The sequence below is a fragment of the Variovorax sp. Root473 genome (genome assembly GCF_001426505.1).
In the GTDB taxonomy this organism is placed as follows: domain Bacteria; phylum Pseudomonadota; class Gammaproteobacteria; order Burkholderiales; family Burkholderiaceae_C; genus Variovorax.
Genome location: NZ_LMEV01000016.1, coordinates 306,164 through 328,527, shown reverse-complemented (window position 1 = coordinate 328,527; position 22,364 = coordinate 306,164). Strand labels below are relative to the sequence as shown.

General features: G+C 66.9%; 22 protein-coding genes. 15 read left to right on the top strand and 7 right to left on the bottom strand.

Annotated features, from left to right (window positions below; genetic code table 11):
- Positions 1-23: 23 nt before the first annotated feature.
- A complete protein-coding gene (locus ASD34_RS12820; RefSeq protein ID WP_056577889.1) occupies positions 24-2,237 on the bottom strand; it encodes a TonB-dependent receptor domain-containing protein in 2,214 nt (737 codons plus the stop codon).
- 306 nt (positions 2,238-2,543) lie between these two features.
- On the opposite strand from ASD34_RS12820, the gene ASD34_RS12815 reads away from it, so the two are divergent.
- The 4 genes from ASD34_RS12815 to ASD34_RS12800 all read left to right on the top strand — a co-directional run bounded on the left by ASD34_RS12815 (position 2,544) and on the right by ASD34_RS12800 (position 4,573).
- Positions 2,544-2,813: a hypothetical protein gene (locus ASD34_RS12815; RefSeq protein ID WP_056577887.1), complete on the top strand. Its 270-nt coding sequence runs from the start codon at positions 2,544-2,546 to the stop codon at positions 2,811-2,813.
- Positions 2,814-2,900: 87 nt separating this feature from the next.
- The gene (locus tag ASD34_RS12810; RefSeq protein ID WP_056577884.1) at positions 2,901-3,371 is read left to right on the top strand and encodes a hypothetical protein; all 471 of its coding nucleotides are present in this window, start codon (positions 2,901-2,903) and stop codon (positions 3,369-3,371) included.
- Positions 3,372-3,507: 136 nt separating this feature from the next.
- Positions 3,508-4,086 carry a DJ-1/PfpI family protein gene (locus tag ASD34_RS12805; RefSeq protein WP_056577882.1) on the top strand — a complete coding sequence of 193 codons (579 nt, stop codon included), beginning with the start codon at positions 3,508-3,510 and terminating at the stop codon, positions 4,084-4,086.
- A gap of 76 nt (positions 4,087-4,162) precedes the next feature.
- On the top strand, positions 4,163-4,573 hold the full coding sequence (locus ASD34_RS12800) for a ribbon-helix-helix domain-containing protein (protein WP_056577880.1): 411 nt from the start codon (positions 4,163-4,165) through the stop codon (positions 4,571-4,573).
- Positions 4,574-4,647: 74 nt separating this feature from the next.
- On the opposite strand, the gene ASD34_RS12795 is transcribed toward ASD34_RS12800, so the two are convergent.
- The 5 genes from ASD34_RS12795 to ASD34_RS12775 are packed head-to-tail and all read right to left on the bottom strand — an operon-like array spanning position 4,648 to position 9,291.
- Positions 4,648-5,664: a Bug family tripartite tricarboxylate transporter substrate binding protein gene (locus tag ASD34_RS12795; RefSeq protein WP_056577879.1), complete on the bottom strand. Its 1,017-nt coding sequence runs from the start codon at positions 5,662-5,664 to the stop codon at positions 4,648-4,650.
- A gap of 59 nt (positions 5,665-5,723) precedes the next feature.
- The gene (locus ASD34_RS12790; RefSeq protein WP_056577877.1) at positions 5,724-6,701 is read right to left on the bottom strand and encodes a Bug family tripartite tricarboxylate transporter substrate binding protein; all 978 of its coding nucleotides are present in this window, start codon (positions 6,699-6,701) and stop codon (positions 5,724-5,726) included.
- A complete protein-coding gene (gene pcaF / locus ASD34_RS12785; RefSeq protein ID WP_056577875.1) occupies positions 6,701-7,906 on the bottom strand; it encodes a 3-oxoadipyl-CoA thiolase in 1,206 nt (401 codons plus the stop codon). Before pcaF ends, ASD34_RS12790 begins: the two co-directional genes overlap by 1 nt.
- Positions 7,907-7,939: 33 nt before the next feature.
- Complete coding sequence (locus ASD34_RS12780; protein WP_056577873.1) at positions 7,940-8,593, bottom strand: 3-oxoacid CoA-transferase subunit B; 654 nt, start codon at positions 8,591-8,593, stop codon at positions 7,940-7,942.
- Entirely contained in the window at positions 8,590-9,291 is a 702-nt protein-coding gene (locus ASD34_RS12775; RefSeq protein WP_056577871.1) for a 3-oxoacid CoA-transferase subunit A, read from the bottom strand. The genes ASD34_RS12780 and ASD34_RS12775 overlap by 4 nt, the downstream gene beginning before the upstream one ends.
- 136 nt (positions 9,292-9,427) lie before the next feature.
- On the opposite strand from ASD34_RS12775, the gene ASD34_RS12770 reads away from it, so the two are divergent.
- The gene (locus tag ASD34_RS12770; protein WP_056577869.1) at positions 9,428-10,225 is read left to right on the top strand and encodes an IclR family transcriptional regulator domain-containing protein; all 798 of its coding nucleotides are present in this window, start codon (positions 9,428-9,430) and stop codon (positions 10,223-10,225) included.
- A gap of 27 nt (positions 10,226-10,252) precedes the next feature.
- Here the strand turns inward: ASD34_RS12770 and ASD34_RS12765 are convergent, their stop codons facing one another.
- On the bottom strand, positions 10,253-11,260 hold the full coding sequence (locus tag ASD34_RS12765) for a Bug family tripartite tricarboxylate transporter substrate binding protein (protein WP_056577867.1): 1,008 nt from the start codon (positions 11,258-11,260) through the stop codon (positions 10,253-10,255).
- A gap of 203 nt (positions 11,261-11,463) precedes the next feature.
- Here ASD34_RS12765 and ASD34_RS12760 point away from each other — a divergent pair, with 203 nt between their 5' ends.
- The 10 genes from ASD34_RS12760 to ASD34_RS12725 all read left to right on the top strand — a co-directional run bounded on the left by ASD34_RS12760 (position 11,464) and on the right by ASD34_RS12725 (position 22,327).
- Positions 11,464-12,633: a nuclear transport factor 2 family protein gene (locus ASD34_RS12760; RefSeq protein ID WP_056577865.1), complete on the top strand. Its 1,170-nt coding sequence runs from the start codon at positions 11,464-11,466 to the stop codon at positions 12,631-12,633.
- A complete protein-coding gene (locus ASD34_RS12755; RefSeq protein ID WP_056577863.1) occupies positions 12,600-14,099 on the top strand; it encodes a L,D-transpeptidase family protein in 1,500 nt (499 codons plus the stop codon). The genes ASD34_RS12760 and ASD34_RS12755 overlap by 34 nt, the downstream gene beginning before the upstream one ends.
- Positions 14,100-14,510: 411 nt before the next feature.
- Positions 14,511-14,684 carry a Flp family type IVb pilin gene (locus ASD34_RS27125; RefSeq protein WP_082548639.1) on the top strand — a complete coding sequence of 58 codons (174 nt, stop codon included), beginning with the start codon at positions 14,511-14,513 and terminating at the stop codon, positions 14,682-14,684.
- A gap of 34 nt (positions 14,685-14,718) precedes the next feature.
- Complete coding sequence (locus tag ASD34_RS27120) at positions 14,719-15,231, top strand: prepilin peptidase (protein WP_235510051.1); 513 nt, start codon at positions 14,719-14,721, stop codon at positions 15,229-15,231.
- Between the two features lie 78 nt (positions 15,232-15,309).
- On the top strand, positions 15,310-16,305 hold the full coding sequence (cpaB, locus tag ASD34_RS12750; RefSeq protein ID WP_056577861.1) for a Flp pilus assembly protein CpaB: 996 nt from the start codon (positions 15,310-15,312) through the stop codon (positions 16,303-16,305).
- A 40-nt stretch (positions 16,306-16,345) separates the two neighbouring features.
- Positions 16,346-17,710, top strand: a complete 1,365-nt coding sequence (locus ASD34_RS12745) for a type II and III secretion system protein family protein (protein ID WP_235510050.1) — start codon at positions 16,346-16,348, stop codon at positions 17,708-17,710.
- 35 nt (positions 17,711-17,745) lie between these two features.
- Positions 17,746-19,041: an AAA family ATPase gene (locus tag ASD34_RS12740; RefSeq protein WP_056578071.1), complete on the top strand. Its 1,296-nt coding sequence runs from the start codon at positions 17,746-17,748 to the stop codon at positions 19,039-19,041.
- Between the two features lie 7 nt (positions 19,042-19,048).
- Positions 19,049-20,365 carry a CpaF family protein gene (locus tag ASD34_RS12735; RefSeq protein ID WP_056577859.1) on the top strand — a complete coding sequence of 439 codons (1,317 nt, stop codon included), beginning with the start codon at positions 19,049-19,051 and terminating at the stop codon, positions 20,363-20,365.
- Positions 20,358-21,371 carry a type II secretion system F family protein gene (locus tag ASD34_RS12730; RefSeq protein ID WP_056577858.1) on the top strand — a complete coding sequence of 338 codons (1,014 nt, stop codon included), beginning with the start codon at positions 20,358-20,360 and terminating at the stop codon, positions 21,369-21,371. The genes ASD34_RS12735 and ASD34_RS12730 overlap by 8 nt, the downstream gene beginning before the upstream one ends.
- Positions 21,368-22,327, top strand: coding sequence for a type II secretion system F family protein (locus ASD34_RS12725; RefSeq protein ID WP_082548630.1), 960 nt, complete (start codon positions 21,368-21,370; stop codon positions 22,325-22,327). The genes ASD34_RS12730 and ASD34_RS12725 overlap by 4 nt, the downstream gene beginning before the upstream one ends.
- The last annotated feature ends 37 nt before the right edge of the window (positions 22,328-22,364 follow it).

The following is a 22,364-nucleotide window of genomic DNA, read 5'->3' as shown; positions in this document are numbered from 1 at the left end:
GCCCGCGCTGTCCGCCCTCAACGTTAGAACGTCACGTTCGCCGACAGCCAGATCGTGCGACCGGCCGGCGTGGTGCCCGCCACCGACGCGCCGCCCTGGAAGTACGCGTTGACCCAGGCCGAGGTGCCGCTCAGGTTGACCTGCTGGAACTTGCGGAAGTCCTTGTTGAACAGGTTGTTGACGTTGGCGTTCAGGCGCACGTTCTTCGACACCTGGTAGGAGCCGCCGAGGTGGAACAGGTGGTACGCCTTGATGTCACCCACCGCTTGGTAGATCGCCAGGTTGTTTCCCGTCAGGCGCGCCGGATCGCCGGTGAAGCGCGGGCTCTTGCCGCGGTATTCGCCGCGCAGCCAGAAGCGCCACTTGGCGTCAGGGTTCCAGTCGACCTGCGCATGCAGCAGGTGGCGCGCGGTGTCGGCCAGCTTGCCGTTCTTCACGCCGCCTTCGATCACTTCGCTGTCGGTCCAGGTGTAGCCCGCCTTCAGGCCCCAGGCCCTGGTGAGCTGCACGCGGCTGCTCAGTTCCATGCCCCAGGTCTTGGCCTGGTCGACGTTGACGGAGTAGTTGGCGGTCGGGTCGACCACGCAGCTGGAGATGCGCGCCACGCTGCAGTCGCCGCCGCTGGCGATCTTGTCCTTCACCTTGTTGTGGAACAGGGTCGCCGAGGCGGTCAGGCCCTTCTGGTTGTTGAACAGCGCCGACAGCTCGGTGCTGGTGCTGGTCTCGGGCTTGAGGTTCGGGTTGCCGATGTTGAGCGTGGCCCCCTGCCCGCTCACGCCGCTGATGCCGTCGATCAGCTGGTTCAGGCGCGGCGCGCGAAAGCCCTTGCTGACGCCGCCCTTGAAGGTCCACTGCGGCGTGGCGTCCCAGACCAGGTAGCCGCGCGGGCTCACGTGGCCGCCGAAGGCACTGTGGTGGTCGTAGCGCCCGCCCAGCGTGGCGGTGAGGCCTGGGGCGAGGCGCCACTCGTCTTCGGCGAACAGCGCCCACATCGTCTGGCTCTGCGAGTGGGGCAACAGGCCGTCGACCAGCTTGGCGTCCCACCACTGGCCGCCAACGGTCAGCACGTGGGCATCGCCCACCGGCGCGACGAGCTTGCTGTCGAGCACGAGGTTGGTGGTCTTGAGTTCGCGTTCGCGGCCGCGGTCGGCTTCGCTCAGCCAGTACACGGTGCGGCGGGCCGCAGCATTGCGCGGAATGGCGCCGCCGGGAATCGTGCGGCCGACGGTCTCGGTGGTGGTATGCATCAGGCTGCTTTCGACCGTGCCGAAACCCAGCCGCCCGGTGTGGCCGATGGCGACCTGGTCGCGGTTGAAGCGCAGCGCGTCCTGGTAGCCCGGCGGGTTGTTGCCGGTGCGGTTGGGTGCGGCGGCGTCGCGCGTGCCCAGCCGGCCGTCTTCGTTGTCGTACCAGCTGCGGCCCGATTCGACGTCGAGCCAGATGTCGTGATGGCGGTTGGGCGTCAGCATCAACCGGCCGCCCACGCTGTGCTGGCGGCTCTCGGCGGGCGCGGGGTTGCGCGCGGCCGCGGGCTGCACGTGGCCGGGTGCCAGCACCCAGTCGGCGGCTTCGCGGCGGTAGAGGTTGCCGCGCAGCGTCAGGCCCAGCAGGTCGGTGGCGACGGGGCCGCTCAGGTACACGCTGGAGCGCGTCTGCGAGCCCCACTCGCTGTCCTGCGGAATGCCGGTTTCCATCGTGACCTGGCCGCCCCACTCACGCGCCACCTTGCGCGTGATGATGTTGACCACGCCGCCCATGGCGTCGGAGCCGTACAGCGTCGACATCGGGCCGCGGATGACCTCGATGCGCTCGATGGCCGCCAGCGGCGGCATGAAGCTGGTGTGCGCGGCGCCGAAGCCGTTGGGCGTCACGTCGCCGGCCACGTTCTGGCGCCGGCCGTCGATGAGGATCAGCGTGTAGTCGCTGGGCATGCCGCGGATCGAGATGTCCAGGCCCCCGGTCTTGCCGGTGGAGCCGCCCACGTCGATGCCTTCGACGTTCTGCAGCGCCTCGGCCAGGTCGCGGAACTGGCGCGTTTCGAGTTCCTCGCGCGTGATCACCGAAATGGACGCAGGCGCGTCCTTCAGTGCCTGCTCGAAGCCGGTCGCGCTGACGACGACCTCGCGCAGTTGCTGTTCAGCGGGCGCCTGGGCGAACAGGGCGGGAGAAAAAACAGAGGCGGCGGCCAGCGCCAGCACCGACGGACGCGGCCGACGGCCGCAACGCGAGAACAACATGCAAAAACTCCACGGAAAACGGCAGGAAAAAACAGGGCCGCTCTCGGATGCGTTGTTGTTGCGTACCAACTGATCGGCATCAATTCTATTGAGAATGAAAACAAATATTATTTGCATCCAGAACCAGCGAAGGGACATTGCAAGTGGCCGGGCGCGCTTCATGTAGACCGTCTGCATCCGGCCGTCCATGCAAACCCCATGTAGCCGAAAGTTCACCTTGAATTCGGATGCGGATACGTCATCTGGCGAATGGCGACCCGCGACGGGCGCCGTTACTCTGGAACAAGAAAAAAGAGAGGTCCGTTCATGCTCACCATCCTTCAGAAAGCCGTGATCCTCGGAAAGGCCGGCGTCGATGTGCCGGCCCACCCGGTCGACGACCTGTCGACGCCGATGGCGACGGGCTCGCCGGTCAAGGCGGAAGGCGTGTCGCAGAAGGCGCACGAATGGGCGCGGGCGGTGGAAACGCTGTACGTCAGCTACGTTGCGGCGCGCGCCGCGAAAAGCCTGCGCGACGCCGAAGAGGCGCGGCAGTCGACGATGCTGCGGCAGCTGTCGGCGGCGGTGCAGGCCTGATCACACGCACGCCCCGTCATCGCCGCGTGCGCGTTCTGCGCTAGCCTGCGGCCTCCTCCATCCGCAAGAGAAAGGCGCAGGCGCACCATGGGACTGTTCGATTTCCTGAAGAAGAAAAAGGAACCGGCCGTAGAAATGCCGTCGACGCTCGAGGCCGGCATGGCCTCGCAGGCCGAAGACTTCATCGGCGCGTTCTCGCAACCCGGCGCGCCCATCGACGGCGCAGCGCTCGACTACTCCGAAGCCTCGCTGGCGCTGGTCGACCAGGTGCTCGAAGACTTCTTCCAGCAGCAGGCGCCCTTGCCCGACGACCTTCACTTTCTCGCGTCGGCCTACGTCTTCGAAACGGCGCGCCGCGAGTTCGGCGGACGCTATCTGCGCGGCGACGACGACAACCCCTTTGTCCTCGTGATCGGCCCCGACAGCGCGCAGGTCGGCGTCTGCGCCATGGCCAAGGTGCGCGGGCGCGCCGTCAACGGCCCGGAAGACAGCCTGGCGTTCTTCTACGCCGGCATTGCGCCCGTCGTGCAGCGCGGCGTGAGCGCCACCCTGGTCTGACCCCTGCGACGCCGCGGCAGCGGCATCACAGCCCGCTGCTACCCGCTGCGGCTTCCCCCTTCGAATAATGCGGCGACGGCCGGCGCACCCCGCGCCGGCCGGCTTCGCCACACCTCATCCGAAGGAGACAAACCCGATGGCTCGCAAGATCCTGATGCTCTGCGGCGACTACGCCGAAGACTACGAAACCATGGTGCCGTTCCAGACCCTGCTGGCCGTCGGCCACACCGTGCATGCGGTGGCGCCCGACAAGAAGGCCGGCGACTGGGTGCACACCGCCATCCACGATTTCGAGGGCGCGCAGACCTACAGCGAGAAGCCGGGCCACCGCTTCACGCTGAACGCCACCTTCGACGACGTGCGCCCCGAGGCCTACGACGCGCTCGTGATCCCTGGCGGCCGTGCGCCCGAGTACCTGCGCATGCACAGCCGCGTGGTCGAGATCGCTCGCCACTTCCTCGCCACCGACAAGCCGGTGGCCGCTGTCTGCCATGGTGCGCAACTGCTCGCGGCCACCGGCCTCATCAAGGGCCGCAAGGTGTCGGCCTACCCGGCCTGCCAGGTCGAGGTGGAACTGGCCGGCGCCGAGTACATGGGCATCCCCGTCGACCAGGCCGTGACCGACCGCAACCTCGTCACCGCACCGGCCTGGCCGGCGCATCCGGCGTGGCTGTCGCAGTTCCTGGTGGTGCTCGGCACGCGCATCGAACACTGACCTCATGAAAATGCGCGGGCGGCGCTACAGTGCCGCGTCGCCCCGACATCACCCCCTCTTCCAAAGGAGATGGCCCATGTGCGAAGTCTTCATCAGCGCCGATCCACAAAGCTACGACGCGCGCACGCGCTCTGTACGGCTGCATGGCGTGGTCACCAGCATCCGCCTCGAGAATCTGTTCTGGCAGGTGCTCGAAGAGATCGCGCAGCGCGACGGCATGGCCGTGGTGCAGCTCATCGAGCGGCTGTACGACGAACTGGTGGCGGCGCGCGGCGAGGTCGGCAACTTCGCGTCGTTCCTGCGCGTGTGCGCACTGCGCTATGAAGCACTGGTGGCGCATGGGCGCATCCCGGCCGACATCTCGGTGGCGATCCGCTCGCTCGATGCAAAGGCCGTGCTGCACGAGTTGCCGCAGGGCTGGGGCGGTGCGCAGCCCCGCGACGCCCGCGTGCACAGGCTGCACGTGGCAACGCGGCGGCACGCCTGATCGCATCGTGCGCGCCAAAGAGAAAAGGCACCCTCGCGGGTGCCTTGTTCGTTCCTGAGGCGGGCTGGACTTGATCAGTCCAGCGATACGTTCGCCTTGCGGATCACGTCGGTGAAGCGCTTCGTTTCCGTCGCCACGAACTGGTCGAACTGCGGGCGCGTGGTCGGGAACGGCTCGTAGCCGAAGCTCTTGAACTTCTCCAGCACGTCGGGTTCGGCCAGGCCCTTCTCGATGTCGCGCTTGATCTTGTCGGTCACCGAGGCGGGCAGGCCCTTCGGCACAGCGATGGCGTTCCAGCCGATCACCTCGAAGCCCTTCGGGCCGCCCGATTCGCCCACGGTCGGCACGTCGGGGAAGGCGGCGTTGCGCTGGGGCGCGGCCACGGCCAGGAAGCGCAGCTTGTTGGCGCGCTGCAGCGGGCCGGCGGTGGCGCTGCTGCCCAGCGCAAAGGCCAGCTCGCCCGTGGCCACCGACGTGTACAGCTGCGTGGTTTCCTTGTAGATGATGTGCTCCATCTGCGTGCCGGTGGCCGACTCGAACAGTTCCGAGCCCAGGTGCACCGGGTTGCCGACCGACCACGAACCGTAGTCGAGCTTGCCGGGGTTGGCCTTGGCGTCGGCGATGAGGTCGCCCACGGTCTTGTACTTGCTGTTCGTGCCCACGGTGAAGAAGAAATAGGTCTTGAAAAGCGGCAGCAGCGCGTCGAAGTCCTTCGAGGCGTCGTAGGGCAGCTTCTTGAACAGCGCCGGGTAGGCAGCCAGGTGCACGTTGTCGAGCACGATGATGTCGTGGCCGTCTTTCGCGCCGCGCTTGAAGGCGTCGATGGCGATGAAGCCGTTGCCGCCCGGGCGGTTCTCGACCACCACCGGCTGGCCCCAGGCGCGCGAGAGCTTGTCGGCCACGAGACGGGCCACGCCGTCGGGCCCACCGCCGACCGGGAACGGCGTGATGATGCGCACGGGCTTGGTCGGGAAGGCCGCAGCTTGTGGCTGCTGCGCCGAAGCGGTCAGCGGCAGCAGGCCGCCGGCGGTCAGGGCCAGCGCGGCCGCGGCGATGGCGCGTCGCGAGAGCGACGAACGGAAGAAGGACATGAAGAAAGTCTCCGGTTTGAAAATCGTTGGTGGAGTTGTCGCAGCGCCGAGTCGCCCGGTCAGTCGACCGACGCGCCCGAGGCCTTGACGATGCCGGCCCACAGCGCGCTTTCCTTCGCGATGAGGGCGGCGTAGTCGGCCGGCCCGCCGAGCAGCGGCACCGCGCCTTCCACGTCGAGCCGCGACTGGAACTCGGCACTGCCCGCCACCTGCAGCATCTGCGCCGACAGCGTCTTCACGAACGCATCGGGCGTGCCGCGCGGCGCGAGGATGCCGTAGGTGAGCGTGCTCTCGAAGCCCGCGAGTTCGCGCAGGCCCGACTCGGCCACGGTGGGCACGTCGGGCAGCGACGGCAAGCGCTTCGCGCCCGTGACGGCAATGGCGCGCAGACGCCCACCCTTGACCAGCGCAAGCGCGGGCGGGATGACGCTGAACATCATCTGCACCTGGGCGCCCGCCAGGTCGGTGAGCGCGGGGTTGGAGCCCTTGTAGGGGATGTGATTGACCTTCGTGCCGGTGCGCTGCGCGAAGAGTTCGCCCGTGAGGTGGCCGCCGGTACCGCTGCCGCTCGATGCGTAGTCGAGCAGGCCGGGGCGCGACTTCGCCTCGTTGACCAGATCGGCCACGGTGCGCACCTTCGATGCCGCGGGCACCACGAGCACGAGCGCGGACGACGCGAACATGGCCACGGGCAGCAGGTCTTTGCGCGCGTCGAACTTCAGGCCCTTGTACAGCGCCGGGTTGATCGACACGGTGCCCGTGTGGCCCAGCAGCAGCGTGCTGCCGTCGGACGTGCTGCGCACCACCTGTTCGGTGCCGAGGTTGCCGCCCGCGCCGGGCTTGTTGTCGACGATGACGCCCGACTTGCGCACCTCGCCCAGGCCCTTGGCCATCTGGCGCGCGAACACGTCGTTGCCGCCGCCGGCCGCGAACGGCACGACGATGCGGATCGGCTTGGCATCGCTCTGCTGCGCATGCGCCGGCAGGCCCGCCGCCGCCAGCAGACCCAACAACAGCTCGCGTCGGGCGAGTGCCATCAGACGCGTTCCAGGATCACGGCAATGCCCTGCCCCACGCCGATGCACATCGTGCACAGCGCGTAGCGGCCGCCGCCCTTGTGCAATTGGTTCACCGCGGTGGTGGCCAGGCGTGCGCCGCTGGCGCCCAGCGGGTGGCCCAGCGCGATGGCGCCGCCGTTGATGTTGACGCGCGCGTCGTCGTCCTTCAGGCCCAGCAGGCGCAGCACGGCGAGGCCTTGCGCGGCGAAGGCTTCGTTGAGTTCGATGACGTCGATCTGGTCGAGCGTGAGGCCGGTGAGCGCCAGCACCTTCTGCGTGGCGGGCGCGGGGCCGATGCCCATGATGCGCGGCGCGACGCCGGCCGTGGCCATGCCGACGACGCGGGCTCGCGGCGTGAGGCCGTGCTTGGCGGCACTGGCTTCGTCGGCCAGCAGCAGCGCGCAGGCGCCGTCGTTCACGCCGCTGGCATTGCCGGCGGTGACGGTGCCGTCGGGACGCACGATGGGCTTGAGCTTGGCCAGCGCCTCCAGCGTGGTGTCACGCGGATGCTCGTCCTTGTTGACGATGATCGCGTCGCCCTTCTTCTGGGGCACGCTCACGGGCACGATCTCGGCGTCGAAGAAGCCGGACTTCTGCGAAGCCACGGCACGCAGCTGCGAGTTGAGCGCCATCAGGTCTTGCGCCTCGCGCTCGATCTTGTAATCGGTGGCGACGTTCTCGGCCGTCTCGGGCATGGAGTCGACGCCGTACTGCGCCTTCATGAGCTTGTTGACGAAGCGCCAGCCGATGGTGGTGTCGTACACCGCGTTGCTGCGGCTGAAGGCGCTCTCGGCCTTGGGCATGACGAAGGGCGCGCGGCTCATGCTTTCGACGCCGCCGGCGATCATGAGGCCGGCTTCACCGGCGCGGATGGCGCGCGCGGCGGTGCCCACGGCATCGAGGCCCGAACCGCACAGGCGGTTGATGGTGCCGCCGCCCACTTCGATCGGCAGGCCCGCGAGCAGCGCCGACATGCGCGCGACGTTGCGGTTGTCTTCGCCGGCCTGGTTGGCGCAGCCGTAGAGCACGTCGCTCACGGCCTGCCAGTCGACGTTCCTGTTGCGCTCGATGAGTGCGCGCAGGGGCACGGCGCCCAGGTCGTCGGTTCGCACGCTGCTGAGCGAACCGCCGTAGCGGCCGAAGGGGGTGCGCACGGCGTCGCAGATGAAGGCTTGGTTGGTCATGTGATGTCTCTCTCTCTGATTACTTGAATGGGATCAGGCAGCGATCGGCAGGCCGACCAGCGTCTCGAGTTCTTCGCGGCTCAGGCCCTCGACCGTGTCGACGAGCTTCAGGCCCTGCGGTGTGCATTCGAGCGTGGCGAGGTCGGAATACACGCGCTTGACGCAGCCGATGCCGGTGAGCGGATAGGTGCACTCTTTCACCAGCTTGCTTGCGCCTTGCTTGGTGAGCAAATCCATCATGACCCACGTCTGTTTCGCGCCGATGGCCAGGTCCATCGCGCCGCCGACGGCGGGAATGGCGTCCTTCTCGCCCGTGTGCCAGTTGGCGAGGTCGCCGGTGGCCGACACCTGGAACGCGCCGAGCACGCAGATGTCGAGGTGGCCGCCGCGCATCATCGCGAAGCTGTCGGCGTGGTGGAAGAACGAGCCGCCCGGCAGCAGCGTGACGGGCTGCTTGCCGGCGTTGATGAGGTCGTAGTCTTCTTCGCCGGCCTCGGGCGCGGGGCCCATGCCGAGGATGCCGTTCTCGCTTTGCAGGATGACCTCGCGGCCCTGCGGCAGGTGGTTGGCCACCAGCGTGGGCTGGCCGATGCCGAGGTTGACGACGGCGCCGTCGAAGATGTCTTGTGCGACGCGCGCTGCCAACTGGTCCTTGGTGCGACGTGTGTAGGTGGTGCTCATGGTCATGCTGCCTTCTTGAAGCCGCCGGCTTGGGTCGCCACGCGTTCGATGCGCACCACCTGGTGCACGAAGATGCCCGGGGTCACGATGGTCTCGGGGTCGAGGGTGCCGAGCTCGGCGATGTCGTGCACGGTGGCGATGGTCTTCTTCGACGCCATGGCCATCACCGGGCCGAAGTTGCGCGCGGCCTTGCGGTAGACCAGGTTGCCCCAGCGGTCGCCGCGCTCGGCCTTGATGAGCGCCACGTCGCCGTGGATGGGGTACTCGAGCACGTACTGCTTGCCGTCGATCTCGCGCGTTTCGCGGTTGCCTGCGAGCTGCGTGCCGTAGCCGGTCGGGCAGAAGAAGGCGCCGATGCCGGCGCCCGCGGCGCGGATGCGCTCGGCGAGGTTGCCCTGGGGCACGAGTTCGAGTTCGAGCTTGCCGCTGCGGTACAGGCCGTCGAACACCTGGCTGTCGGCCTGGCGCGGGAAGCTGCAGATGATCTTGCGCACGCGGCCGGCCTTGAGCAGCGCTGCCAGGCCGGTCTCGCCATTGCCTGCGTTGTTGTTGACGACCGTGAGGTCCTTGGCGCCCTGCTCGACGAGGCCGTCGATGAGTTCACCTGGAATGCCGGCGGTGCCGAAACCGCCGATGAGCACCGTGGCGCCGTCTGGGATGCCTGCGAGGGCATCGGCGACCGAGCGCGCGATCTTGTTGATCATGAAGCCTGTCTCCGGGAGTGAAGAAAGAAACCGAACGGTCCGAACACCTGCCGAGTTCACGAATCCTCGCGAACTGCAATTTGTTCGCCTAAAGAACTTTTGTTCGTATAATGAATTTTAGAGAGGATCGCTCGCCATGGCAACCCGCCCCGTTTCCGCTGCTTCCACCGCCGACACGCCCGCGCCCGGCGACAGCTACGTGCAGTCTTTTGCGCGCGGCCTGCAGGTGATCCGCTCGTTCAGCGCAAGCGCGCCGCACCAGACCCTGAGCGAGGTGGCGGCGGGCAGTGGCCTCACGCGGGCGGGGGCACGGCGCATTCTTCTCACGTTGCAGACGCTGGGCTATGTGGTGACCGACGGCAAGCTCTTCACGCTCACGCCGCGCATCCTCGACCTGGGCTTTGCCTACCTCTCGTCGATGCCGATCTGGAACCGCGCCGAGCCGGTGATGGAAGCGCTGGTGCAGCAGGTGCAGGAATCGTGCTCGGCCGCCGTGCTCGACGCGACCGACATCGTCTATGTGCTGCGCGTGCCGACGCAGAAGATCATGCGCATCAGCCTGGGCGTGGGCTCTCGGCTGCCGGCGTACTGCACGTCGCTGGGGCGCCTGCTGCTGGCCGACTTGAGCGACGACGAGGTGCGCGCAAGGCTCGAGACGTCGAACCTCGAACTGCTGACCAAGCACACCGTGACCGACATCGACGCGCTCATGGCCAAGGTGGCCCAGGCGCGCAAGCAGCAGTGGTGCCTGGTGAACCAGGAGCTGGAAGAAGGCCTGATCTCCGTGGCCGCGCCCATCGTGAATCGGCAAGGCCGCATGGTGGCCGCGCTGAACATCAGCGGGCAGGCGAACCGCACGAGCGCGAAGGTGATGCAGGAGACGATGCTGCCGGCGCTGATCGATGCGGCACGGCAGGTGTCTGCACTGCTGTAGCCGCAGCGCGATCGCTCCGGCGCTGGCTCAGGCTTCCGAACGGATGCCCTTCATGATGATCACGCCGCCCAGGCGCGTGGTGTCGGCGCGCATGCGCCTGGCCAGCGTGTCGGGCGAACCGGGCTGCGCCTGCCAGCCGGTCTTCAGCAGGGCCTCGCTGACCTCGGGCGAACTGATCACCTCGACCAGCGCGGCATTGAGCCTGGCCACCGCCGCCGGCTTCATGCTCGCAGGCGCGGCGAGCGCGGTCCAGATCTCGAGGTCGGCGCCGCGCACGTCGGCGTCGCGGATCGTCGGCAGATCGTTGACCAGCGGGCTGCGCTCGGGCGACGTCACGCCGATCGCCTTGAGCTTGCCCGACTTCACATGCGGCATCGCCAGGCCCGGCGGCAGCAGCGCCAACTGGATCTCGCCCGCGAGGATGCCGGCGATCACCTGCGGGTTGCCGGTGTAGGGCTTGTGCTGTGCGGTGATGGCGGCGCGGCTCTTGAGCAGTTCCATGCCCAGGTGGCCCACGGTGCCCACGCCCGGCGTGCCGTACTTGCCGGCGCTGCCCAGGTTGCGCACCCACAGCAGCAGGTCGGCCGCAGACTTGCCCGAAGCGTTGCCCGACACCACCAGCACCAGCGGCGCGGTGCCGATCAGGCCGATGGGTGCGAAGTCTTTCTCGGGGTCGAAACCCAGCGACGGGTTCAGCAGCCTGGCGATCGTGAGGTTGCCGTTGATCAGCGCGCCGATCGTGTGGTCGTCGCTGGCCTTGGCCACTTCGGCGGCCACGAGGTTGCCGCTGGCGCCGGGCTTGTTCTCCACCGTCACCGGCTGGCGCAGGATCTTCGAGAGCGGCTCCGCGATGGCGCGTGCCGCCAGGTCGGGCGAGGCGCCTGCCGGAAAGCCCACGAGGATGCGCACGGGCTTCGTCGGCCAGGCGGCGGCATCGCCGCCCGCTGCGCGCTGGGCCCACGTGCCCGGGGTGAACAACGACGTGGCAATGGCTGCAGCGCCGCCTTCGAGCAGGCGGCGTTTGGTGATCTTCAAGACGGACTCCGAAGGGTTGGAAAAACAGGGTCAGACGCAAATTTTGCTTACGTGAAGTTACATGATGATGCTGCATTGCACAAGTTCGGCATAACTGTGAATAGGGCCGCTCCGCAGCCTTGTCAGCTTGGTATCCAGAGGTGACGGGCGCATTTAGAATGCCTGCCGCATTCCCCATCCCCTACCACGAGGTCTTGTCCGCAATGCCCAAGAGCCCCCGGCCTCGCGCCCGCTTCAGCTTCTCCCCCACCGTACGCGCCCTGTTTCTGGCCGTTGCGGCCTGCGGCACCACACTCCCGGCGCTGGCCGCACCCGAGCACGAGGACGTCGATCGCCTGATGCAGGCCGGCAAGCTCGACGAAGCCATGACCAAGGCCGAGGCCTTCCTCAAGGACAAGCCGCGCGATCCGCAGATGCGCTTCCTGAAGGGCGTGATCCAGCTCGACACCGGCAAGCGCGCCGAGGCCATCGCCGCCTTCACGCAGCTCACGCAAGACGCGCCCGAGCTGCCCGAGCCGTTCAACAACCTCGCCGTCATCTACGCGAGCCAGAACCAGTTCGACAAGGCCCGCAACGCGCTCGAAAGCGCGATTCGCACCAACCCCAGCTACGCCACCGCCCAGGAAAACCTCGGCGACGTGTATGCACGGCTGGCCAGCCAGGCCTACAGCAAGGCGCTGCAGCTCGACCAGAACAACACCGCCGTGCAGCCCAAGCTGGCCGTGATCCGCACGCTCTTCACGGCGCCGCCCGCGGCCGGCACGAAAGGCTCGACCCTCGTGGCCTCGGCCACGGCGACGCCTGCACCGGCTCCGGCTGCGAAGCCCGCCCCGGTGCCTGCGCCTGCGCCGGTCACCAAGGCACCCGCTCCGGCACCCGCACCCGCCCCCGTTGCCAAGGGCCCTCCTGCGCCTGCGCCGGCACCCGCCGCCGCCCCTGTCGCGCCGCCCGTCAAGGTCGCCGCAGCGCCCGCACCAGTGGCCAAGACGCCTGAACCCGCCCCCGCACCGGCACCCGCCGCTGCCCCGGCGGCGTCCACCGCAGAGATCGAATCCGTCGTGCGCGGCTGGGCCGCGGCCTGGGCCGGCCAGGACATGGACCGCTACCTCGCCGCCTACGGCAGCGACTTCGTGCCCGCCGGCGGACAAAGCCGCAAGGCCTGGGAAGAAGACCGCCGCGCGCGCATCGTCGGCAAGTCCAGCATCAGCGTGAACCTCGAGAACCTCGCGATCAAGGTCGACGGACAGACGGCCACCGCCAAGTTCCGCCAGATCTACCGCGCCGACAACCTCAACATCGCGAGCCGTAAGACGCTCGAGCTGCAACGCTCCGGCAACCAGTGGCACATTCGCAAGGAAAGCGTCGGCGGCTAGTGGCAGACATCGTCCGGCAAGGCCGGCTTCAGACCCTCCCGTTCCCGCTGCGGAGCGGGAAACTGCTGGCGGCCTTGGTGGCCGCCTCTGCGCTTCTGCTGGCTACGCCCGGTGCCGCGCTCGCAGCCAATAACCACAGCAGCGGCAGCAGCAAGACAGCCAAGGCCGGCAGCGCGAAGAGCGCCAAGGCGGGCGGCAACCGCGCGTCCGCCAAGGAAGCCCGAAGCGCCAAGGCCACCAGCAGCGCCAGCAAGACGCAGCTGCAAGCCAAGAGCAAACGGGCGGCCGCGGCGGACAACCAAAGCGCTGCTCGCCCGACCCGCAAGTCCGCCAGAACAGCCGCCCCGCTCCAGGAAGCCAGCGGCGCCGAGGCCCGCCTGATCGGCGTCTACGAACTGTTCGGCCGCGGCAAGAGCCGCGAGGCGCTGGCCAAGGCCCAAACCCTCGTGCGCGACCATCCGAACTTCCAGCTGGCGCAGCTCGTGTACGGCGACTTGTTGGCAGCGCAGGTGCCGCCGTCGAACGCCATGCCCGACTCTGCCGGCATCGCACGCCTGCGCGGCAACCCGGCCATGGTCGAGCTGCACGAGGAATCGCGCCGCCGCCTGCAGGCCCTGCGCGAACGCCCACCCGCCGGCACCGTGCCCTCGCAGTTCCTCGCGCTCTCGACCCGCAGCCGCTTCGCCATTGCCGTGGACGCCTCGCGCTCGCGGCTGTACCTGTTCGAGAACTCCGACAAGGGCATGAAGCTCGTCGCCGACTACTACATCTCGGTCGGCAAGTCGGGCACCGACAAGGCCGTCGAGGGCGACGCGCGCACCCCGCTGGGCGTGTACTACATCACCAGCAGCCTCGACCCGCGCTCGCTCAAAGACTTCTACGGCGCCGGCGCCCTGCCCATCAACTACCCCAACCCCTACGACGTGCGGCGCGGCAAGACCGGCAGCGGCATCTGGCTGCACGGCACCCCGCCCCAGCAGTTTGCGCGCGCGCCGCTGGCCAGCGACGGCTGCGTCGTCATGGCCAACCCCGACCTGAAGCAGCTGCTGCGCAAGGTGCAGATCGGCGCCACGCCCGTCGTCACCGCGCGCAGCCTGCAATGGATTTCGCAGCCGCAGGCCGAAAAAGAAGAAAAGAAATTCGCCGATTCAATTGCCGCCTGGAAAGATGCCAGAGCCAGCGGCAATGAAGCGCAATTGAAGAAATTCTATTTGCCGGATTTTCAGCGCGCCAGCCGGAAGCCCGTCGATGCCAATTCAGTCCTCCGGGACGAATTGGCCTACGCACAAGGTAAACGAGTGCAAATCAAGGACGTATCGTACCTGCACTGGCGCGACACCGAGGACACCATGGTCGCCACCTTCGGCGAGGTGTTCGAGGGCGAGAAGAACGGCCGTACCCGCCGCCAGTACTGGCTGCGCCAGGCGGGCGAGTGGAAGCTCTTCCACGAAGAAATCCTCGGCTGAGGCCCCATCACCGATGGGGTCTACACCCCGAAAGTGTGATTTTTTGCCCAAACGGGCCCGCCTCGTGGATTGTTACAAATTACATCTGCGACACGACGCTACGTAACGTGTAACGGCCATGTTCCCGTAACGCTCCACGTTCGGACGTTCCCTCGTCCGTAACGCGTTCCCCTCGTCCATGCCAGTGTGCATGCGGTTTACAGAGGGAAACGAACATCTCCAGACTGTGAATAAGTGACCTTTTCTGCCCCGATGCGGGGTCCGAACGAGGCTGGCCGCCTTCCTGCTTTACCCCTCGGGTTAGCACATCCGGGACTTGATCTCGCGTGTTTCCGCCCTTGATACACGGAGTTACGCTGTATAACATCCACCGTGCCAGCCTTTGTTAACACTTCCTTTCAGGAGATCACCATGCTTAGTTCTATTACTCGTTTTCTGCGCGATGAAGAGGGTGCTACTGCAATTGAATATGGGCTTATTGCAGGATTGATCTCTATCGCAATCGTCACAATCTTGACAACTCTGGGTACAGATCTGGGAGCTATTTTTTCGAAGATTTCGGTAGAACTCAAAGCGGCTCTGTAATAGGCCGCCACGAGCCCACAAGCGGACGCCAGCAATGACAACGATGTCGATCTGCTTGCTCTGGCTTATCGTGGTTATCGTCTATGACTTTCGAGAGCGCCGTATTCCTAATTGGCTGGTGCTCGCTGGAGCCACTGCGGCTCTCGCAGCGCTCGCCTATGGGATACAGCCCTTTGGAATCAACTGGGCCTCTGCACTTCTTGGGGCAGGCGTCGGATTCGGTTTCTTGCTGCTTTTCTATGCATTCGGTCTCATGGGCGCAGGCGACGTGAAATTCGCCGGAGCCCTTGGATTGTGGATGGGCGTGTCAGATCTGATACCGATTTGGATCAGCGCCAGCCTGATGGCCTGTGCTCATAGCGTCCTCTGGCTAACGCTCAAGGGTCGACCTTTTTTTCCGCGACTTGCCTTTTTGGCCTTTTTGCTTACCGGCCCCTTCCGAACTTCCGAAGCTGGCACACCTACTCGCAGGCCTCGCGTCATACCTTATGCGGCCTATCTCGCGCTGGCCGCCGCGGCGTGGATGGTTTGGGGGCGACAGAGTTAACAGTCAACTCTGCTCCGTCTCGCAGGCCCTTCATTTCTTTGCCCTGATCGCTTGCTCCCTTCCTTCAGTCCGCCGCCCATGATCAACCTCCCCAAAATCATCGCCGCCATCCTCGTGCTTCTGGCCCTCGCGCTTGGAGGCTATGCATGGGTTCTCAGCCGCAAGGCGCCGCCTCCGCCGCCTGCAACCGCGACCTCCGGTGCAGCGCCTGCCAAGGCTTCGCAGACCCAGACCTTCCCCGTGGTCGTCGCGGCCAAGCCGCTGCCGGCCGGTCAGGCGATCCCGGCCGATGCGCTGCGTGTGGAACAACTGACGATCAATCCAACGGGCGCTTTCAAGGACACCGCGCCACTCGCCGGCCGCGTCCCGGTGATCGACCTGGGCGAAGGCTCGCCCTTGCTCGAAGGCCAGCTGGTTTCCGGCCTGGCCTTGCGCGTGGCCGAAGGCGAGCGCGCCGTGGCAGTCAAGGCCGACGAAGTCATGGGCGTGGGCAACAAGGTCCAGCCCGGCGACTTCGTCGACGTTTTTGTGATGCTGAAGTCCGACAGCAAGGACATCGACCGCAGCCAGGCGCGCCTGCTGCTGTCGCGCAAGCGCGTGTTGGCCTTCGGCAGTGCATCGGTCGACGGCCTGCCTTCCAAAACCGACAAGAACGGCAACCCCCAGGCGCAGCAACAACAACGCGCCGAAGCCGCGCGCACGGCCGTGCTCGCCGTGCCCGTAGACGACATCAACCGCCTGACGCTCGCGGAGAACAGCGGCCGCCTGCTGCTGGCGCTGCGCAACCCCACCGACCTGTCCGAGCCCGATCCCAGGCTGTTCGCCGAATTGCCGACTGCCCTGCAACCCGCAGCACCCAAGCGCGGCGAACCGCAACGCGCGCCGCTCGAAGGCCTGGACCGCGCCCAGGCCGGCCTGACGGCTGCCGATTTCGTGACGGGCGGCAAGCCCGGCGCCCTGCGCACGCCCACCGTCGCGGCGCGGCCCGCGGCTGCCACCGGCCCCGGTGGCAGCCGCGGTGGGCTTCAGGTCGAAGTCATCCGCGGCGATCGCAGCGAAACCATCCGTTATTGATCGGCGCCACGCCATGCATGCCCCGCACGAAAAAAACACCATGACGCACCCTCCTCGCGCGAAGCCCAACGCTCCGGCCTTTGTCCTGCGCCCGACGCTCGTCGCGCTGTGCCTGCTGGCGCCGGGCATCTGGCCCGTGGCGTCCTCGGTCGCCCATGCGCAAGCCGTTGTTCCGGGTGCGCCGATCGCATTCCGCGTCGATGCCGGCACGCAAAAGGAGCTGCTGATCCCGAAGGGCATCGAGCGCATGGCCATTGCCGACGAAGCGGTGGCGGGCGTGGCGCTCACGCGCCAGTCCCCGAGCTCGCCCGCCGCGCGCCTGATCGTGACCGGCAAGGCCGCAGGCCGGACCACGCTGATGCTCTGGGAAAAAGGTCAATCGACCGCCACGGTGTACGCACTCGAAGTGCGCCGCCGTGCCTCCACACTCACCGGCACGCTCGACAGCATGACCGCGCACCATGAAGCGCGAGACACGGCACTGGCTGCCGGCGGAGAGAAGTCCCTGCTGGTCGACCGCTCCGTCATCAACGTGCGCAGCAACACGGTGCAGGTCGAGGTCAAGGTCGTCGAGTTCAACCGCAGCGTGCTCAAGCAGGCGGGCCTCAACATCTTCAGCACGCGCGCCAATTCCAATGGATTCAGCTTCGGCTCTTTCACGCCCGCGTCACTGAGGTCCGCGTCTTTCGCATCGGACGGAAGCATCAGCGGCGAATACGGCAACCCGCTCGCCCAAGCCTTCAGCCTGCTGTTCAACTTCGGCAAGGCCGGCATCGGGCTGAACGTCGGCTTCCTCGAAGGCAACGGCATGGCGCGCGTGCTCGCCGAGCCCACGCTGGTGGCGCTGTCGGGCCAGAGCGCGAGCTTCCTGGCCGGCGGCGAACTGCCGGTGCCCGCGCCGCAGGGCCTGGGCACCACGAGCATCGAATACAAGCCTTTCGGCATCGGCCTCACGGTCACGCCCACGGTGCTGTCGAACGATCGCATCGTGCTCAAGGTGGCACCGGAAGCCAGCGATCTCGACTACACCAACTCGCTGAGCATTGGCGGCGTTGCGGTGCCGGCCATCAGCACGCGCCGCGCAGACACCACGGTCGAACTCGGCGACGGCGAGAGCTTCATCATCGGCGGCCTCGTGAGCCGCACCACCACATCGAACGCAGACAAGGTGCCGCTGCTTGGCGACATTCCGGTGCTCGGTACGTTCTTCAAGCAGAACAGGTACCAGATGAACGAGAAAGAACTGGTCATTCTCGTCACGCCCCACCTGGTGAAGCCCATCGCACGCAACACCGACCTCGCTCCGTACCTGCCCGGCGGCGCCGAGCAGCGCGATGGCCCCGTGTGGCGCGCGCATCTCCTGGGGCCGGCCTCTGGCACGACGGTGCCCGGCTTCTCCCGTTGATGGACACCAGCCGCTCAAGACCTGTGGCCGACGCCATGAACGCCCCACGCGATCCGCTCCCTGAGACTGGCACAGAGACCTACCTCTTCGCCTCGCCCCACGACGGCCACATCACCTGGCTGACCGATGCGCTCGGGAGGCAGGGCGCCGTGGTGGTCCTGCCGCCGGACACCAGGTTGGTCGGCGAGCGCATCGCCCTGCTCACCCCCGCAGCCGTCTTTCTCGACTTCTCCGGCGACCATGCGCAGGCAGCGAGCGAGCTGCATCAACACCTCAAGCGCGACTGGCCCGAGCTGCCGGTATTGGCAACGGGCGTCTCGGCCGAGCCGGCCTCGATGCTGGCTGCGCTGCGTGCCGGCGTGGACGACTTCATCGACATGGCCGCACCGCAGACCGATGCGGCCAACACGCTGCGCAAGCTGCTCGACCGCCGCGGTGCCCTGTCCAGCGGCACACGCGGAAGCACCATCGCGCTGCTCGGCGCCCGGCCGGGCATCGGCGTGACCACGCTCGCGGCCAGCTTGTCGCTCGTGCTCCACGACCAGCTGGCACAGCCGGCACAAGTGGCAGGCAAGGCCCCGGGCCGCAGCGCGCGACACGGCGTCGCCCTGCTCGACCTGGGCCTGCCTGCACGCGACGGCTTGCTCTACCTCGACACGCAGAGCAGCTTCAGCTTCGTCGATGGCGTGCGCAACCTGCGCCGCCTTGACCAGACGCTGCTGCACACCGCCCTCGCGCATCACGCCAGCGGCATCGCCGTGTTGCCGCTGCCGGCCAGCCTCGCCCAGGTGCGCGAGATCTCGCACGCGGATTCGGTCGCCTTGATCAAGCGGTTGGGCGAATTCTTCGATTACCAGATTGCCGACCTCGGCGGCTTCTCGACGGTCGACTTCGTGGCGCAGACCGTGAAGGAAGCGCAACGCGCCTGGGTCGTGTGCGACCAGAGCATCGGCGCGATCGTGTCCACCGCAACCATGCTCAAAGAGCTGCGCGCGCGCGGCATCGAGACCGATCAGCTGTCGCTCGTGGTCAACAAGTTCGACCCTCACGTGGGGCTGTCGGCCAAGGACATCGCCGAGCGGCTCGAGCTGCCGCTTCGCCACGTGTTGCCGGCGCGCAGCGCCCCATTGCTCGGCGCCGCGAGCCGCGGCGAGATGCTGGTTCGCATCGCACGCAACGATCCCTATTCGCAAGCCGTGGCCGGCCTCGCGCGCAGCCTGCACGAGGAGTGCACGACAGGCTCGGTCCCGGCGCCCGCCGGCACCACGCACTGGACTTCGACACTGATGTCGAAGATCACCGGCCTCCGGAAGCGCTCTACCCAAGGTTGAACAGCCCATGTCCACCGATATCGAATTTGCCGACGACGACCAGGCGTTCATCAACTCCCAGCAGTTCCAGGACATCAAGAGCTGGACGCACGATCACCTGCTGAGCCGCATCGAAGAGCTGGGCGCGGAGTTCGGCCGCTGGTCGCGCGCCTCGATCCAGCAGTTCGTCGAACTGGAGGTCGACAGCTTCGTGCGCCTGCGCCGCGTGCCGATCAACGACCGCGAGATGCAGCTCATCGCCGATGCGCTGACGAAGGAACTGGCCGGCTTCGGGCCGCTGGAAGACCTGTTGAACGACCCCGCGGTCGAAGACATCCTGATCAACGGCTACCAGAACGTGTATGTGTCGCGCCACGGCATGCTGGAACGCGAGACGCTGCGCTTTGCCGATTCCGAGCACGTCATGCGCATCGTGCGCCGCATCCTGGCGCCGCTTGGGCGCCGGCTAGACGAAGCCAACCCGATGGTCGATGCACGCCTGCCCGATGGCGGCCGCATCAACGTGATCATCGAACCGCTGGCAATTGACGGACTCTCCGTTTCGATCCGCAAGTTCCGCAAGGAGCCACTCACGCCAGCCGACCTGGTGAAGCTCGGCACTTTCGATGCCAGCATGGCGCAGCTGCTCGAGATTGCCGTGCGCGCGCGCTGCAACGTGCTCGTGAGCGGCGGCACCAGCTCGGGCAAGACCTCGCTGCTCAACGCGCTGGCCAGTTTCATTCCCTCGCGCGAGCGCGTGATCACCATCGAAGACACGGCCGAGCTTTCGCTCAGCACCAGCCACGTCGTGCGGCTCGAAAGCCGCCCCGGTGGCTTCGACGGCACGGGCGTGGTGTCGATCCGCGACCTGCTGCGCAACAGCCTGCGCATGCGGCCGGACCGGATCATCGTCGGCGAAGTGCGCGGCGCCGAAGTCATCGAGATGCTGCAGGCCATGAACACAGGCCACGAAGGCTCGATGGGAACCATCCACGCGAGCTCGCCGCGTGAGTGCCTCTATCGCCTCGAAATGCTGGCGGGCTTCGCCGGCTATCAAGGCAGCGAAGTGAGCCTGCGGCGCCAGATCGCCAGCGCCATCGATTTCATCGTGCAGATCGGGCGCATGTCGAACGGCCAGCGCCGCATCATCTCGCTGAGCGAAGTGACGGGCGTGAACGACAACGTGGTGGCGATGCAGGAGCTGTACCGCTACGAGCCGGTCGTGTCGCCCGACGGCGAGGAACGCGACCGCTGGGTGTCGCTGGGCATCGCGCCGCACTCGCCGAAGATCACACGGTTCCGCCAGTCGCTGGCGCGCTCGCAGCAGGGAGAGCCCCGTGCGTGAGGTCGTGCTGCTCGGCATTGCAGTCGTCGCGCTGCTGCTGGCGGCGTGCGGACTGTTCCTGTGGCAATGGGCAAAGAAGCGCCAGACGCAACACGCCGTGGGGCGGCATCTCGATCAACAGATCCGGGCAGGCACGAGCGCATCAGCACCAGCGCCCTATGCCGCGATGCCCCCCGCGCGGGCGGCCGAGCCGATGGGCAGCGGCGTCTCCGGCCTGACCACCGACCCGTGGCTCGAAACCGAGGCCACGGCTGCAGCGGCCGCTCGGCCCAAGCGATGGCTCGACCGGGTTTTGCCTGGATGGCTGGTGGGCGTGGTCGAAGCCCGGGTGCTCGTTCTCGGCCTGGTCGCCGTGGTGGCGCTGTCGCTGCTCGCTGGCGTGTTCGGCGGCTGGCTCGCCGCGTTCGCCGCGCTGGTACTGCTTGCGCTGGCCGGCACCTTCGCCGTCTGGCTTCGGCTGCAAAAGATGCGCCGCAAGCTGGTGAGCCAGTTGCCTGGATACATCGATGCCATGGTTCGCCTGATCACCATCGGCAATTCGACGCAGGCGGCCTTCCAGCTGGCCATCGGCAGCACGCAGGAGCCGCTGCGCGGCCATCTGGAACGTTCGGCCGCCCTGGTGCGCGCAGGCGTGGACCTGGACAAGGCACTGCACCAGACCGCCACCAACGTGCGCGTCGAGGAGATGTTTCTTCTGGCCTCGATCCTCGGGCTCGGCGTGCGCTACGGCGGACGCGCCGACCTGCTGCTCGAACGCGTGAGCAACTTCATGCGCGATCGTGAACAGGCCGAGCACGAGCTGGTGGCGATGTCGTCGGAAACGCGGCTGTCGGCGTGGATTCTGGGCCTGCTGCCTGTGGGCGTGGGCGCCTTCATGATCATGAACAACCCAAGCTACTTTCTTGGGATGTGGAACGACGGCTCCGGCCGGATGCTCGTTCTCACGGGCGCTGGGCTTCAAGTGCTGGGCGGCCTGCTGCTGTACCGGCTGGCGAGGATCGCATGATGCTCACACCCAGCGTGTTGACAGCCATCAGCCTGGGGTTGCTGGCGCTCGGGCTGCTGATTGCAGCCGGTACATTGATTGCGTCGGAGCTGCGCCGTGCACGCAGCGGCCAGGCGATTGGCAAGGCGATTCACCAAGGCACGGTGCCGTTGGCCACGGGCACCGCCGAAGCCGACACCGAGTTCGGGGGACCGTACAAGCCCGACGTCGAGTTGCCATTTCACTGGCTGGATTCGCGCCTCGGACGGGCCTTCGTTGCCGACGAAGACCGCAACCTCATCGATCAATGCGGGCTGCCTTCCCAGCGTGCCCAGTTGATTTTTCTCGTCACGCGCGTGCTGCTGGCGATCTTGCTGCCCTTGCTGGCGTTTGCTTTCTGGAGCGGAGGGCACAAGCAAAGCACCGTCATTTTTGTGCTGGCCGTCTTCTTCGTGGTCGGGTTCATGGGACCGAAATGGGTGCTCGGCCGAATCGCCGCGGGTCGACGAACGCAAGTCGCCAGAGAGCTGCCGCTGTTCGTGGATCTCTTGAAATTGCTGCAAGGCGTCGGCATGAGTCTGGACCAGAGCCTGCAGGTCATGGCCACCGACTTCTCGCATGTGCTGCGCGTTCTCGGGTATGAGTTGACGCTGGCCAATCGGCAATACGCCCAAGGCCGCACCCGCGAACATTCGCTGCACCGCCTTGCCACGCTGCACAAGAACGAAAACCTGGGCAGCCTGGTTGCACTGCTGGTGCAGGTCGACCGCCACGGCGGCGCGGTCCAGGAGCCGCTGCGCGCTTTCAGCGATCGCCTTCGCGAACATCGCCGCTCGGAAATGAAAGAGCGCATCGGCAAGATCACCGTGAAGATGACCGGCGTCATGGTCATCACACTGCTGCCTGCGTTGCTGATCGTGACTGCAGGCCCCGGCTTCATCGCCATCTTCCGTGCCCTGGGGAGCGTCGGCAAATGAACGCATTCTTCAACCCATCCGTGCGCATCGTCTGGGC

Coding starts and splice junctions, on each gene's coding strand:
- ASD34_RS12820 (WP_056577889.1), bottom strand. CDS start 2,237: ATGTTGTTCTCGCGTTGCGGCCGTCGGCCGCGTCCGTCGGTGCTGGCG.
- ASD34_RS12815 (WP_056577887.1), top strand. CDS start 2,544: ATGCTCACCATCCTTCAGAAAGCCGTGATCCTCGGAAAGGCCGGCGTC.
- ASD34_RS12810 (WP_056577884.1), top strand. CDS start 2,901: ATGGGACTGTTCGATTTCCTGAAGAAGAAAAAGGAACCGGCCGTAGAA.
- ASD34_RS12805 (WP_056577882.1), top strand. CDS start 3,508: ATGGCTCGCAAGATCCTGATGCTCTGCGGCGACTACGCCGAAGACTAC.
- ASD34_RS12800 (WP_056577880.1), top strand. CDS start 4,163: ATGTGCGAAGTCTTCATCAGCGCCGATCCACAAAGCTACGACGCGCGC.
- ASD34_RS12795 (WP_056577879.1), bottom strand. CDS start 5,664: ATGTCCTTCTTCCGTTCGTCGCTCTCGCGACGCGCCATCGCCGCGGCC.
- ASD34_RS12790 (WP_056577877.1), bottom strand. CDS start 6,701: ATGGCACTCGCCCGACGCGAGCTGTTGTTGGGTCTGCTGGCGGCGGCG.
- pcaF (WP_056577875.1), bottom strand. CDS start 7,906: ATGACCAACCAAGCCTTCATCTGCGACGCCGTGCGCACCCCCTTCGGC.
- ASD34_RS12780 (WP_056577873.1), bottom strand. CDS start 8,593: ATGACCATGAGCACCACCTACACACGTCGCACCAAGGACCAGTTGGCA.
- ASD34_RS12775 (WP_056577871.1), bottom strand. CDS start 9,291: ATGATCAACAAGATCGCGCGCTCGGTCGCCGATGCCCTCGCAGGCATC.
- ASD34_RS12770 (WP_056577869.1), top strand. CDS start 9,428: ATGGCAACCCGCCCCGTTTCCGCTGCTTCCACCGCCGACACGCCCGCG.
- ASD34_RS12760 (WP_056577865.1), top strand. CDS start 11,464: ATGCCCAAGAGCCCCCGGCCTCGCGCCCGCTTCAGCTTCTCCCCCACC.
- ASD34_RS27125 (WP_082548639.1), top strand. CDS start 14,511: ATGCTTAGTTCTATTACTCGTTTTCTGCGCGATGAAGAGGGTGCTACT.
- ASD34_RS27120 (WP_235510051.1), top strand. CDS start 14,719: ATGACAACGATGTCGATCTGCTTGCTCTGGCTTATCGTGGTTATCGTC.
- cpaB (WP_056577861.1), top strand. CDS start 15,310: ATGATCAACCTCCCCAAAATCATCGCCGCCATCCTCGTGCTTCTGGCC.
- ASD34_RS12745 (WP_235510050.1), top strand. CDS start 16,346: ATGACGCACCCTCCTCGCGCGAAGCCCAACGCTCCGGCCTTTGTCCTG.
- ASD34_RS12740 (WP_056578071.1), top strand. CDS start 17,746: ATGAACGCCCCACGCGATCCGCTCCCTGAGACTGGCACAGAGACCTAC.
- ASD34_RS12735 (WP_056577859.1), top strand. CDS start 19,049: ATGTCCACCGATATCGAATTTGCCGACGACGACCAGGCGTTCATCAAC.
- ASD34_RS12725 (WP_082548630.1), top strand. CDS start 21,368: ATGATGCTCACACCCAGCGTGTTGACAGCCATCAGCCTGGGGTTGCTG.